Raw genomic sequence first — 12585 nt, 5'->3', positions numbered from 1 at the left:
CCTCACCGAAAAACAGGAGAAACAGTATGGATTTCGTCAACTTGTCCGCGATCGTCACCGGCGGTGCGTCGGGTCTCGGCTTGGCGACCGTGCAGGAACTGCACGCCAAGGGCGCCAAGGTCGTCATCGTCGACCTTCCCTCGTCCAACGGTGCGGCCGTCGCCAAGGAACTGGGCGAGGGTGCGGCCTTCGCGGCCGCGGACGTGACCGATGAAGCGGCGGTGGGCGCGGCACTCGACGTCGCGGAGTCGCTGGCGCCGCTGCGGATCGCCGTGAACTGCGCCGGCATCGGCAACGCGATCAAGACGGTCGGCAAGAAGGGTGCGTTCCCGCTCGCCGATTTCACCAAGGTGATCAACGTCAACCTCGTCGGCACGTTCAACGTGATCCGGCTGGCCGCCGAGCGCATGTCGGGCACCGACCCGGTCGGTGAGGAGCGGGGCGTCATCATCAACACCGCCTCCGTCGCCGCCTACGACGGCCAGATCGGCCAGGCCGCCTACTCCGCGTCCAAGGGCGGCATCGTCGGCCTGACCCTGCCGATCGCGCGTGACCTGGCGAGCTACAAGATCCGCGTCGTCACGATCGCGCCCGGACTGTTCCGCACGCCGCTGTTCGAGACGCTGCCCGAGGAGGCGCTGCAGTCCCTCGGCGCGCAGGTGCCGCACCCCTCGCGGCTGGGGCAGCCCACCGAGTTCGCCGCGCTGGCTCGCCACATCGTGGAGAACCCGATGCTCAACGGCGAGACCATCCGCCTCGACGGCGCCATCCGGATGGCGCCGCGCTGAGTCGAGCTGTGAGACAACGGCATCCGTCCGGGCAGTGCGCCCGGACGGATGCCGTTGTCACTCGGCCGCCCCGGTGATATTGCGGGCCATCCCGCCGAAGATGATCGCGTGAAAGGGACTGAGGGACTTCCAATAGAGGTGCCCGGCCAGTCCGTGTGGTTCGAACAGGGCCCGCTGGCGGTAATGCGCGCCGCCGCCCTCGGCCGGGGTGACCGACAGCTCGAGCCAGCCTCGTCCCGGCACGCGCATCTCCGCGCGCAAACGCAGCAGCCGTCCGCGGTCGAGGTGTTCGACCCGCCACCAGTCCAGCGCCTCGCCCACGTGCAAGCGGTGTGGATCGCGCCTGCCGCGGCGGAGGCCGACGCCGCCGAACAGACGGTCGATCCACCCGCGCAGCGCCCAGGCCAGCGGGAAGGAGTACCACCCGTGTTCGCCGCCGACGGCTTCGACGACGGCCCACAGCGTGGCCGGGTCGGCGGTCGTGTCCCGCTCGCGCACATCGCTGTAGAGCGTGCCGCCGGACCAGTCCGGATCGGTGGGCAGCGGATCGGACGGGGCATCGGCCAGGCCGGCATCCGACCAACGGGTGGGCACGTCCCGATCGCGGATGCGGTGCAGTGCCAAGCTCACCGCGCCGAGATAGGACGTGAGCCCCTCCGGTGGGTCGGGGATGTGATCGGCGATGCGGTGCTCCGCGCAGACCACGTCGTTGACGAGCGATTCCATCAGCGGCACGGCGAGTGCCTTCGGCACCGGAGTGACCAGGTTGACCCACTGCGCCGACAGCCACGGCGTGAGTACCGGCACCGGCAGGATCACCCGCCGCGGCAGCCCCGCCGCCACGGCGTAGCCACGCATCATGCCCTCGTAGGTGAGCACATCGGGCCCGCCGATGTCGAAGGCGTCGTTGACGGTGTCGGGCAGGTCGGCCGCGCGCACCAGGTAGTGCAGGACATCGCGCACCGCGATGGGCTGGATCCGGCTGCGTACCCAGCGCGGCGTCACCATGACCGGTAGCCGTTCGGTCAGGTACCGCAGCATCTCGAAACTGGCCGAGCCCGAACCGATGATCACCGCCGCCCGCAACACCACGGCGGGCGTCGGTGCGTCCAGCAGGATCTGTCCCACCTCCGCCCGTGAGGCGAGGTGGCGCGACAACTCCTGGCCGCTGGGAGTGATGCCGCCCAGATACACCGACCTGGTCAGGCCCGCGCGCGCGGATTCGGCCGCGACCAGGCGCGCCGCCTCGCGATCCACGTTCTCGAAATCGGCCCGGCCCAGGGAATGGACGAGGTAGTAGAGCACTTCCTGACCGTCCAGCGCGGCACGGACGTCCTCGGCCCTGGTGACGTCGCCACGCACGACCTCGACCTGTTCCCGCCACGTCGCGTCGACGAGTTTGCCCGGGTCACGGGCCAGCACCCGGACCGAGTGCCCGGCATCGAGCAGTTCCGGGACCAGTCGGCCACCCAGATATCCGGTGGCGCCGAACACTACACAGCGCATAGCGGTTCACTCCTGTCCGACGAGTCACAGCACGGGGTTCGACAAGACATCGACGGCCTCCTCCAGAGAGCTGAGCCGCCGCCCGACGGCGACGTCCGTCCAGCCGGGACCGGCGGACATTACCGGACCGTGCCCGGCGACCGCGTGAAGCGCGGCGGGTGCCGCGGTAGCGGGCGTCTGCGACCACAGCACGACGACGGCGGGATGCGTCCGACGTGACAACGACTGGGCCAAGGCGTCGTCGGGCACATTCGCACCGAGAAGCAGTGCGGCCCTGCCCTTCTCGGCGAGTGCGGCACGCAGAATCTCGAGCGGCAGCACATGGTGTTCGCCCGCCGTACAGGCAAGGACGATCTCCGGCTCTCGACCCGCATCGGTCAAGGGCGGCACACAGCGATGCAGACTGGTCGTGATCGCCCACGACAGCAGATGCTCGACGTCGATGTAACCGCGGCCCTGCTGCTGACGAGTCACGATGTACTCGAAGGCGGGTCGGCACAGCTGGTTCCAGGTGGGCACGACGCCGTGATGGGTGATGTGCGCCGCCAGCAGGTCGAGCAGCCGGGAGATGTCCATGTTCTCGGCGGCGATGATCACCGGGTCGACCGCGCCGAGCTCCGGCTCGGGCGCGCGCACGGTGCGCGCGGCCTGCGCGGCGCTTCCCGGAGTGGCGCCGGCGCGGACCAATTCGACCATTTTGGTGGCCACGGCCAGGTCGGCACCGGTGTAGTGGCGGTGCCGACCCGGCAGATGCCCGCGCGGGCCGAGGTCGTAGCGCTGATTCCAGCTGCGCAGGGTGGCGACCGGAACCCCCAACAGGCGCGCGACGGTGCCGACGGTCAGCTCCGTCGCCGCCTGAGGGCCGTCCGGCGTGGCCGTCATGGCCGGTGAGCGCCCCGTTCGAGCACCGGCCGGGTTCTCCCGCGACGCTCGTAGACGGCGCCGGCCAGACACAGCAGTCCCCACGTCGAGGTCACCGCCAGAGTCTTGCCGAGCTCGGGACGGCCCCTCAGCGCGTGGGCGAACACGGCCGTGTCGGCGGCGTCCGAGCCGACCCGGACGACGGCGGCCACGGTGCGCGCACGGACGCCGGTCGCTGTCACCAGGGCGAGCCCGGAGAGCACATCGCGCAGCGCGACAGAACGGGCCAACGCGCGCAGTTCGGGTTCCGCGCCGGTGCCGAGCCCACTGGGGCGCAGCAAGATCTCGGGACGGACGGTGACCGCGACGCCGTAGGCCGCTGTCGCGAGGCCGAGGATCCGCGAGGGCGTGGTCGGGTTCATCGCGTCACCGCCGCATCGAGCTCGGCCGACGAGCTCCGTCGAAGGATCAGTTGCAGCGCATCCAGGTAGCCGGAGCGGAAACCGGCTTCGGAGTAGGCGAGATACAGCCGCCACATTCGCTGGAAGACCTCGTCGAAACCCAGTGCGGCGACCTGGACGTCGGCGGCGGTGAACCGGTCCTGCCACAGGCGCAGCGTGTGCGCGTAGTGCTGCCCCATCGCGCTGCGATCGACCTGTTCCAGGTCCGTGTGGCGCGAGATAAGTTGCGCCAGTAGTTCTTCCGAGGGGAGGAACCCGCCGGGGAAGATGTACTTCTGCACCCAGGTATGGGTCGTGCGGCTGGCCAGCATCCGATCGTGCGGCATGGTGATCACCTGCACCGCGACGTGACCACCCGGCGCGAGCAGTCCTTCGAGCACGGTCAGGTAGTCCGCCAGATACTCGTAGCCGACGGCTTCGATCATCTCCACCGAGATCACCGCGTCGTAGCTGCCCTCGACATCGCGGTAGTCGCGCAGTTCGATCGTCACGCGGTCGGCGAGGTCGGCCGCGGCCACGCGCTGCTGGGCGAGCACGAGTTGTTGCGCCGAGAGCGTGACGGAACGGACGGTCGCGCCGCGCTGCGCGGCTCGGATGGCGAGTTCGCCCCAGCCGGTACCGATTTCGAGCACGGAGCTGCCCGGTCCGACGTGCGCGGCGTCGAGCAGCCGGTCGATCTTGGCGTGCTGGGCGGCGGCGAGGTCGTCCCACTCCGGGGCGGGGTCGAGCCGGTCGAACAGCGCCGCCGAGTACGTCATGGTCTCGTCGAGGAACAACGCGAAGAAGTCGTTGGACAGGTCGTAGTGGTGCGCGGCATTACTGCGCGCGCCCGCGGGCGTGGCCCTGGTCCGGCTGGGTTGTCCGGGCAGGACGAGCGGACGCAGTGCCTGCAGCGGCGCCGGGACCAGAGCGCTCAGGTCCGAGGCCAGCACGGTGAGGACCGCCGTCGGGTCCGGGGCCGACCAGTCGCCCGTCATGTAGGCCTCGCCGAATCCGATGAGGCCGGTGGCGCCGAGCCGGGTGGCGAACGCGTCCGGGTCGTGCAGGACCATCAGCGGGGTCGTCGGGTCGTCGACGCCGCCGCCGAACCTCGTGCCGTCGGGCAGTTCGACGCGCAGCGCGAGCCGTTGCGCGGCCCGGCGGAACAATGCCGCCGCCACCAGCCGACCGGCGCTCGCGCGCAGCCCGCGCGGCACCTCGGCCAGATGCGGCCATCGGTCGACCAACGCGGCGGTGGCGGGCGGCGCACCGCACGGGGAGATGGTGGTCATGGCAGAGCCTCCTGGGAGAGATGCGGAGTGCGTGGCACGATCGGCAGACCCCGATGCCACAGGCGAAGGCCCTGCCATCGGATGCGCGCGGCGATGCGCCAGGTTTCGATCGGGTGCGCGAGAACCGCGCCGGTCACGGTGCGGCGGGTCGCGGGGCGGACGAGGCCGCGGACGGTGGCGTCGAAGGTGGACCGGCCGTCGGGTCCCTCGAGCGATATCGCCAACCGCAGCCGTGTGTCGGGAACCGGCAGACGCAGCCGGTAGCGCCCGGTCACCGGGTTGAACGGCGAGACGTAGAACTCCTTGGCGACCGAGGGATTCGGCTCGGGCGAGACGAGATAGCGATGGCGTTCGCCGTAGGTGTTGTGCACTTCGGCGAGCACGCATCGCAGGGTGCCGGTGTCGTCGTGGCACCAGAACACGGTGAGCGGGTTGAAGACGTAGCCGAAGATCCGCGCGTTGGCGAGCATGAGTATCTGTCCGCCACGGAGATCGATGCCCTGCTGGGCGAGATGGTCGACCACGTTGTCGCGCAGCGTGGCCGACGGATCACCGAGATGGTCGCGGGCGTGGAAGCCCGCGAACGGTCGCAACGGCCAGGGCAGGCGCGGCAGTTCGTCGAGGTCGACGAGCCAGCTGTAGCTGCGATAGGCGAACAGGTGCCGCACCGGTTCCCGCCGCGAATGGCGGATCACGGTGCGCACCAGCCGGGCTCGGGTCATCGCACCTCCTGCCGGACCGCCGGGACGTCGGCGCGACGCGGTTGCCACACACCGCCGATGCGTTCGGCCGCCCGCAATCCCGACAGCGCGCCGTCCTCGTGGAATCCCCACCCGTGGTACGCCCCGGCGAAGGCCACGGTCCGGTCGCCGATCTCGGGCAGGCGCCGTCGGGCGGCCATCGAACGTGGCGTGTACTGGGGGTGTTCGTAGGTCATCGTGGCGACGACCGCGTCCGGCGACACCTGGTCGTCGCCGAGAGTCACCAGGAACCGGCGATCGACGGTGGCGGGCAGCCGGTGCAGCCGGGTCAGGTCGTAGCTCACGAGCACCCGGTCCGGCGAGGAATCACAGTGCGGCAGGCGGTAATTCCACGACGCGCGGGCCGCGGTGCGGCGGGGCAGCACGGACTCGTCGGTGTGCAGCACGGTGTGGTTGGTCGAATAGGTCAGCGCGGCGAGGATGTCGGATTCCGCGGCGGTCGGCCGATCCAGCAGACGCAATGCCTGACCGGGGTGGGTGGCGATCACGGCGGCGTCGAAGCGGTCCACCCGATCGGCGTCGTCGCGGACCTCGACCGAGCCCGCGGCGCGGTGAACCGCCCGCACCGGCACCGCCGTGCGCACATCCTGCACGCCCTCGGCGACCGCTCGCACATAGGTGGCCGAGCCGCCGGTGACGGTGCGCCAGGTGGGCGAGCCGAACACGGTGAGCATGCCGTGGTGGTCGAGGAAGGTGAACAGGTAGCGGGCGGGGTAGCGCAGCGCGAGGTCCGGCGGGCACGACCAGACCGCCGCCACCAGGGGAACCAGGAAGTGCGCGGTGAAGTAGTCGGAGAAGGCGCCGGCTCGCAGGAATTCACCCACGGTGCGCAGGTCGTCGCCGTGGTCGATGTCCAGTTCGGCGCGGGCCAGGCGGTGGAAGCGCGTGATCTCACCGAGCATTCGCAGATAGGAGCCGCGGGCCAGGGAACGCGGCTCCGGGAAGATCCCGCGCAGCCCTTTGGCGCCGGCGTATTCGAGTCCACAGCCGTCACAGCGGATCGACATCGACATGTCCGAGTCCTGCGTGCGCACGCCCAGTTCGCCGAACAAACGCTGCAGGGTCGGGTAGGTGCGGTCGTTGTGCACGATGAAGCCGGAATCCACGCCGAGCCACTCCCCGGTGCCGTCGGCGCGGGAATTCACCCGATGGGTGTGGGCGTGGCCGCCGAGGCGAGCATCCGCTTCATAGAGCACGACGTCACAGGTACGGGCGAGCACCCAGGACGCGGTGAGCCCGGCGACCCCACTGCCGATCACGGCTACCCGACGTCGATCACCGGTCATCGCTTTTCGCTTCCCCGGACCACGACCGGCAGGTCCGGCGAATCGGCGATGGGTCGTGTCGTGCTGGGCGAGGTGGGGGTCATGACGTCCTCCGGAGTTCGATCGGCCGGCGGACTGTCCGGCTCGCACTTTCGACGCTACCATTGAAACGACGCACAAACGATGCATAAATTGTCAGTCGATCGATCAGGCAGGGGCGCACGATGACCACTCACCTTCCGAGCTTCATCGACTCCGCACTCGACCGCACCATCGCTCCCGGCTACAGCCGGATCGGCTTTCAGGTGCGAAGCCGAGGGTGGCCGCCGTTCGCGCCGCAGGCGCTGCGGGGCCGCACCGCCATGGTCACCGGTGCGAACTCCGGCATCGGCAAGGCGATCGCCCTCGGCCTGGCCGACCTCGGCGCCGCGGTCATCTTGGTGGTGCGCAATACCGCGCGTGGGCACGCCGCGGCCGCGGAGATCGCCGAGGCTGTTCCCGGCGCCCTCGTCCAGGTGCGGCGATGCGATGTCTCCGATCTGGCGGACGTGCGGGATTTCGCCGCCGATTTCGTCGGCGGGACCGACCAGGTGGACGTACTCGTCCACAACGCGGGAGTCATGCCCGTCACCCGCACCGAGAGTTGGCAGGGATACGAGCTCTGTGTCGCGACGCACGTCCTCGGCCCGCTGCTGCTCACCGAAATGCTCGCACCGGCACTGCAGCGCGCAGGGGACGCGCGGGTGGTTCTGATGTCCTCGGGTGGCATGTACGCCCAGGCTGTGCATCCCGACGATCTCGAGTACCGCACGGGCGACTATCGCGGCGCCACCGCCTACGCCCGCTCGAAGCGGATGCAGGTCGCGCTCACGCCGGTGCTGGCCGAACGCTATTTCGGAGCGGGCATCGCGGTGCACAGCATGCATCCCGGTTGGGTGGACACACCGGGCGTGGCCACCTCGCTACCCAAATTTCGGGCCCTGACCGGCCCCTTCTTGCGCACGCCCGCCCAGGGCGCCGATACCGCGATCTGGCTCGCCGCCACCGACGGCCTGCCGTCCGGACTGTTCTGGCACGACCGCAAACCACGGCCCGAGCACTACTCGCGGCGCACCCTGGAGTCGGCCGCCGACCGCGATCGGCTGTGGGAGTTCTGCGCGAGCGCGACCGGCGTGACCGCAGACATACCCTGATCGCAACAATAACGATGCGCCTTCGATGCGAATAGGGGGCAGGTAGTGGTCGACAAGGCCGTGCGGAACGCGGGTCAGTTCGAGAGATGAGCGGGCGCTGCCGAGACCTTTGGGATGGGTCGAAGACGGCGGCGGGTGACTTGATGCAGAATGTGAAGGTGAAGGATAGGCCTGAGACGAAGTTTGGGGTGTTGGCTGCTGTGGGACCGATAGCTGTCGCGACACCTGTCCGCGGTTAGTTCGATGTCGGCAGGAAACCGGGGCAGGGTTCACGATGGGACCTGATGAAGGCCGTTTCGACGCGGTGGAGCGGCTGCGTCGGAAATGGGAAGAGGCCAAGGCCAAGGCCGAGGAGGACGGTTCCGGTGCGGCGGGCGGGTCATCCAATGTCGTCCGGCTGCCGAGGATGCCGCGGCGCGGTCGGGAGAAGGTCGACCAAGCTCGGCCTCGCCCGTGGCCTGCGGAGGAAGTCGACGATCCGGCGCCGACCCGACCGGTGACGCGAGCGGAGTTGCAAGGCGAGACGGGTGCGTGGCTGTTCCACGGGGCGGCGTTGTCCGCGCCACAGGCAGACGAGCACCCCGAGCACGAAGGCAAGGTCATAGATCTCGGCGCCTCGCGTCGGAAACGTACGGGGGCCGATTCTTCTCCCGGGCGCGCTCGGCCGAGGGCGATGCCGCGCAGAATCGGGTCCGCCGACACTCCGGGCGGCGAAGCCGATACCGCACCGACGGACAGACCCGAGCGGTAACGGCGCGGATCAGGCGATCCCCGTGACGCTCTCGGGCGCCGGGGCGAATGTCGACTCGAAATGACGGATGAGGTCGTCTTCGGCGGCGGGGGAGGCCGCGTAGCCGAGGTAGCCGTCGGGGCGCACGACATAGGCGGCACCGGCGGCGCAGTGGTATCGCCGGGCGAAGTCGCCGTCGCTGTCGCGGATGACGGGCAGGATCGTCGGGGCGACGGTGGCTCCCGGACTCGCGACGAGGTAGGTGTCGAGGTGGTCGTCGGTCAGTTTCCGCAGCAGCGCGACATGGCGTTCCATCTCGGTGAGAGTGGCTGTGTCGCAGGTGTTGTCGACGTACCGCAGCAGAGTATGTCCCGGGCCCGCGAGCAGTGGGAACAGCCGCAACGGTGACGTCACGCCGTCTCGGGTCAGCCCGGTCGCGTCGGGAGCGCGGCTGCCCGCGAGGGGCGACGGCGCGCCGGTGGGGGATTCGGTGACGAGGGGGCTGTCCCGGTAGTCGATCAGCAGCTGCGCCTCGCGCAACAGAACGCGTTCGGGATCGGACTCGTCGACGCCGATCCCGTCGCGGGCGTGCCGGACGGTGCGGCCGACCACCTCCTCGCCGACCGGCCTGCGCTCGGCGTCGTAGCTGGCCAGCAACGACGGCGCGGCCACCTCGTCGACAGCCAGCGCCAGCTTCCAGGCGAGGTTGTGCGCGTCCTGGATGCCGGTGTTCATGCCCTGGGCGCCCGTGGGCGGGTGGATGTGGGCGGCATCGCCCGCGACGAAAACCCGGCCCCGACCGTAGGCGTCGACGATGCGATGACTGATCCGGAAGACCGAGGACCAGCGCAGATGCGAGGCGGTCACCGGTTCCGGCGCGAGCCGGTCGAGTACCGCCTGGATCTCGGCCAGGCCGGGGCCGGGCCCGGTGCCGAGTCCGTGCTCGATCTTGTCGCCGCCGACGGAGGTGTCGATCTCGAGCTCCGGTGGAACCCGCATCGACACGCGGTAGCGATGGTGGCCGGGCAGCGGGATGCACACCAGCACATCGTCGGTGACGCCGTCGGTCTGGTGCATCGCCCGCACGCTGTAACCGTGCGGCTGTGACCAGTCCAGCTCGACATCGCCGAGCATGTACTGCTCGTCGAAGGCCGCACCCTCGAACGTCAGACCCAGCGTCTTACGGACGGTGCTGTGCGCCCCGTCGCAGCCGACCAGATACCGTGCCCGCACCGTGTGCTCACCTTCGGGTCCGGCGAGCACGGCATCCACACCGTCCTCGTCCTGGGTGAACCCGACGAGCCGGACCCCGCGCTCCACGCGCGTGCCCAGCGACTCGAGGTGTCGGCGCAGGATCCGCTCTGTCTCGTACTGGGGCAATCCGAGAAACCCGAACGGAACCTCGGGTGGCAGCGTCAGATCCATTCGGTCGGCCTCGGCGCCGTTGATGTAGACGATCTGGCCGCGCATCAGGATCGAGGCGTCGAGGACCTCCCGCAGGACGCCCATCGCCTCGAACAGCTCCAGTGTGCGGGGTTGGATGCCCACCGCTTTCGCGTACTGCGGCGGTTCGGATTGCGCGTCGATGATCCGGCACCGCACACCGTGTCGGACCACCTCCACGGCGGCCGCCGATCCCACCGGACCCGCGCCGACGATCAGAACATCGGTATCGAACATGCGACATCACCTCGCGCTCGAAGCCCCCGCTCATGGTGGTCCGCCGATCGTACGCCTGGCGCCGACCCGCGGAATCCCTCCACCGAACCGGTCGCGAGTCTTGCTCACGCGCAGCCGAAATCGGCAGGTGCTGCGACGATGCACCGAGTGCCATCCAAGGAGGTACTGGTTACCGTACTCGGTGGTATGGTCGCTCGCGCGGTGCCTGCGACGATGCGGCCCGGGAAGGGCTCGAGCATGGAACATCCGATCGAACGCCGTCGGTTCTTGCGGGCGGCCGGAGTGGGCCTGCTCGCCGCGGCGCTGGGAGAGTCGCAGGTCGGCGCGGTGCCCACCGCGCCACCGGGAGTGCGCAGTCCGCTGTTGTTCCACTCCCCGGCGGTCGAGCCGTTCGTCGACGAGATGCCGCGCCTGCCCGTGGTGCGGGGCGACCGGCTCGAACTCGTCGCCGAGACCGCGACCCACCGGTTCCACCGCGATCTGCCGCCGTCGCCGTCACTGGGTTACAACGGCATGAGCTACCTGGGCCCGACCATCGAGCATCCGGCGGGCACGCCGCTGCGCCTGCGTTTCGCCAACAGGATGACCACCCACCCCCTTGCCGCCGACATGGACACCAGCCTGCACGGCGTCGCCGAGAGTTTCCGCACCGTGCCGCCGTCGTCGCTGCATCTACACGGTGGGGTGACCCCGCCCGACAGCGACGGGCACCCGGAACAACTCGTCTATCCCGGCGGCGACATCGACCACGACTTCCCGCTGGCGCAGGACACCGGCCATCTCTGGTATCACGACCACGCCATGGGCATCACCCGCGTGAACGTCTACGCCGGGCTGGCCGGAATGCTGTTGCTGCGCGACGAGTTCGACACCGGCCGACCCGACAACCCGCTCGGCCTGCCCGCGGGCGAGTTCGAAGTGCCGTTGGTCCTGCAGGAGAAGCTGTTCACCGCGGACGGGCGCCAATCGGTCCGGTCGACACCGGTGGTGCCCGAAGGCGGCTGGGAGGGTGGGGCCGTCGGCGACATCGGTCTGGTCAACGGCAAGATCTGGCCGTATCTCCCGGTCGCGCGTGGCCTCTACCGCTTCCGCGTGCTCAACGCGGCGTCGTTCAGCGTATGGAATCTGTTCTTCGGCAACCGGATGCGGTTCTGGGTGATCGGCAACGATCACGGCCTGCTCGACGTGCCGGTCGCCACCCACGAACTGCGGCTGGCGCCCGGTGAACGGTTTGATCTGCTGGTGGACTTCGCCGAACTGGCCCCGGGCGAGACCGTCGAACTGCGCAACGACGAGGCGCCGGTCTCCCAGGCCGCGATTCTCGGCGAGGTCGCGATGCCGCGCTTCTGTCAGTTCCGGGTGGAGGATCGGCCCGGCTTCCCGGGCGGCGTGCCGGAACGGCTGCGTGGCGGAGCCGGACTGCCGCCGCTGCTACCGCCGATCGAGACGCCGACGGTGATCCGCGATGTCACCGTCAGCCAGCCCTACGAGCTGCGCGTGCCGCCCGCGATCATGTCGCTGAACAACCTCACCTTCAGCAGTCCCGATATCGAGATGCCGCGCCAGGGCACCGTCGAACAGTGGAACATCATCAACATCACGCCCGACCCGCACCCGATCCACCTGCACCTGGTCACCTTTCGCATTCTCGGCCGGACTCCGCTGCGCACCGTCGACTATCAGCTGGCCCATCCGCAGCCGCCCGTCGGCCGGAAATGGGCGCCGTCGGCCGAAGGATTCCTGGCCGGTCCGATGGTGGCGCCGCAGCCGTGGGAGGCGGGCGCCAAGGACATCGTGCGCGTCGACGGCGGCACCGTCACCAGCATCATCGTGCGGTTCCCGACCGCGGCGGAACTGGGCTTCGACCCGGACGCACCGTTCCGGCGCCGGGTCGCGACCGAACGTGTGGGCGGGGACGCTCATACCGGTCACCGCGCGCCGGATCATGCCGGTCATCAGCACGACGATCTGCGCGGATACGTGTGGCACTGTCACCTGCTCGACCACGAGGACCACGACATGATGCTGAAGTACCGCATCGTGCCGTGACGGTTCCGTACTTTGGGGTA

11 protein-coding genes are annotated in these 12585 nt (G+C 69.6%); 4 read left to right on the top strand and 7 right to left on the bottom strand.

Annotated features, from left to right (window positions below; translation table 11 throughout):
• Positions 1 to 26 precede the first annotated feature (26 nt).
• The gene (locus QX204_RS17775; protein WP_301900855.1) at positions 27 to 788 is read left to right on the top strand and encodes a 3-hydroxyacyl-CoA dehydrogenase; all 762 of its coding nucleotides are present in this window, start codon (positions 27 to 29) and stop codon (positions 786 to 788) included.
• Between the two features lie 57 nt (positions 789 to 845).
• On the opposite strand, the gene QX204_RS17770 is transcribed toward QX204_RS17775, so the two are convergent.
• From QX204_RS17770 to QX204_RS17745, 6 genes are read right to left on the bottom strand one after another with little or no spacing between them, the layout of a single operon-like run.
• Positions 846 to 2294, bottom strand: a complete 1449-nt coding sequence (locus QX204_RS17770) for an SDR family oxidoreductase (protein ID WP_301900854.1) — start codon at positions 2292 to 2294, stop codon at positions 846 to 848.
• Positions 2295 to 2318: 24 nt separating this feature from the next.
• Positions 2319 to 3176, bottom strand: a complete 858-nt coding sequence (locus tag QX204_RS17765) for a MerR family transcriptional regulator (protein ID WP_301900853.1) — start codon at positions 3174 to 3176, stop codon at positions 2319 to 2321.
• On the bottom strand, positions 3173 to 3577 hold the full coding sequence (locus QX204_RS17760) for a hypothetical protein (protein ID WP_301900852.1): 405 nt from the start codon (positions 3575 to 3577) through the stop codon (positions 3173 to 3175). The genes QX204_RS17765 and QX204_RS17760 overlap by 4 nt, the downstream gene beginning before the upstream one ends.
• Complete coding sequence (locus tag QX204_RS17755) at positions 3574 to 4887, bottom strand: class I SAM-dependent methyltransferase (RefSeq protein ID WP_301900851.1); 1314 nt, start codon at positions 4885 to 4887, stop codon at positions 3574 to 3576. Before QX204_RS17755 ends, QX204_RS17760 begins: the two co-directional genes overlap by 4 nt.
• Positions 4884 to 5609, bottom strand: coding sequence for a DUF1365 domain-containing protein (locus QX204_RS17750; protein WP_301900850.1), 726 nt, complete (start codon positions 5607 to 5609; stop codon positions 4884 to 4886). Before QX204_RS17750 ends, QX204_RS17755 begins: the two co-directional genes overlap by 4 nt.
• Positions 5606 to 6934, bottom strand: coding sequence for an NAD(P)/FAD-dependent oxidoreductase (locus QX204_RS17745; RefSeq protein ID WP_301900849.1), 1329 nt, complete (start codon positions 6932 to 6934; stop codon positions 5606 to 5608). Before QX204_RS17745 ends, QX204_RS17750 begins: the two co-directional genes overlap by 4 nt.
• 203 nt (positions 6935 to 7137) lie before the next feature.
• Here QX204_RS17745 and QX204_RS17740 point away from each other — a divergent pair, with 203 nt between their 5' ends.
• On the top strand, positions 7138 to 8106 hold the full coding sequence (locus QX204_RS17740) for an SDR family NAD(P)-dependent oxidoreductase (protein WP_301900848.1): 969 nt from the start codon (positions 7138 to 7140) through the stop codon (positions 8104 to 8106).
• A 274-nt stretch (positions 8107 to 8380) separates the two neighbouring features.
• Positions 8381 to 8857, top strand: a complete 477-nt coding sequence (locus QX204_RS17735; RefSeq protein WP_301900847.1) for a hypothetical protein — start codon at positions 8381 to 8383, stop codon at positions 8855 to 8857.
• A gap of 9 nt (positions 8858 to 8866) precedes the next feature.
• Here the strand turns inward: QX204_RS17735 and QX204_RS17730 are convergent, their stop codons facing one another.
• Positions 8867 to 10516: an FAD-dependent monooxygenase gene (locus QX204_RS17730; RefSeq protein WP_301900846.1), complete on the bottom strand. Its 1650-nt coding sequence runs from the start codon at positions 10514 to 10516 to the stop codon at positions 8867 to 8869.
• A 237-nt stretch (positions 10517 to 10753) separates the two neighbouring features.
• On the opposite strand from QX204_RS17730, the gene QX204_RS17725 reads away from it, so the two are divergent.
• Complete coding sequence (locus tag QX204_RS17725; protein WP_301900845.1) at positions 10754 to 12565, top strand: multicopper oxidase family protein; 1812 nt, start codon at positions 10754 to 10756, stop codon at positions 12563 to 12565.
• Positions 12566 to 12585 lie beyond the last annotated feature (20 nt).

It is taken from the genome of Nocardia sp. PE-7 (genome assembly GCF_030486425.1).
Taxonomy (GTDB): Bacteria; Actinomycetota; Actinomycetes; order Mycobacteriales; family Mycobacteriaceae; genus Nocardia; species Nocardia salmonicida_A.
Note: the sequence above shows the minus strand (reverse complement) of the source record. Positions and strands in the feature narration are given on the sequence as shown.

Coding starts and splice junctions, on each gene's coding strand:
- QX204_RS17775 (WP_301900855.1), top strand. CDS start 27: ATGGATTTCGTCAACTTGTCCGCGATCGTCACCGGCGGTGCGTCGGGT.
- QX204_RS17770 (WP_301900854.1), bottom strand. CDS start 2,294: ATGCGCTGTGTAGTGTTCGGCGCCACCGGATATCTGGGTGGCCGACTG.
- QX204_RS17765 (WP_301900853.1), bottom strand. CDS start 3,176: ATGACGGCCACGCCGGACGGCCCTCAGGCGGCGACGGAGCTGACCGTC.
- QX204_RS17760 (WP_301900852.1), bottom strand. CDS start 3,577: ATGAACCCGACCACGCCCTCGCGGATCCTCGGCCTCGCGACAGCGGCC.
- QX204_RS17755 (WP_301900851.1), bottom strand. CDS start 4,887: ATGACCACCATCTCCCCGTGCGGTGCGCCGCCCGCCACCGCCGCGTTG.
- QX204_RS17750 (WP_301900850.1), bottom strand. CDS start 5,609: ATGACCCGAGCCCGGCTGGTGCGCACCGTGATCCGCCATTCGCGGCGG.
- QX204_RS17745 (WP_301900849.1), bottom strand. CDS start 6,934: ATGACCGGTGATCGACGTCGGGTAGCCGTGATCGGCAGTGGGGTCGCC.
- QX204_RS17740 (WP_301900848.1), top strand. CDS start 7,138: ATGACCACTCACCTTCCGAGCTTCATCGACTCCGCACTCGACCGCACC.
- QX204_RS17735 (WP_301900847.1), top strand. CDS start 8,381: ATGGGACCTGATGAAGGCCGTTTCGACGCGGTGGAGCGGCTGCGTCGG.
- QX204_RS17730 (WP_301900846.1), bottom strand. CDS start 10,516: ATGTTCGATACCGATGTTCTGATCGTCGGCGCGGGTCCGGTGGGATCG.
- QX204_RS17725 (WP_301900845.1), top strand. CDS start 10,754: ATGGAACATCCGATCGAACGCCGTCGGTTCTTGCGGGCGGCCGGAGTG.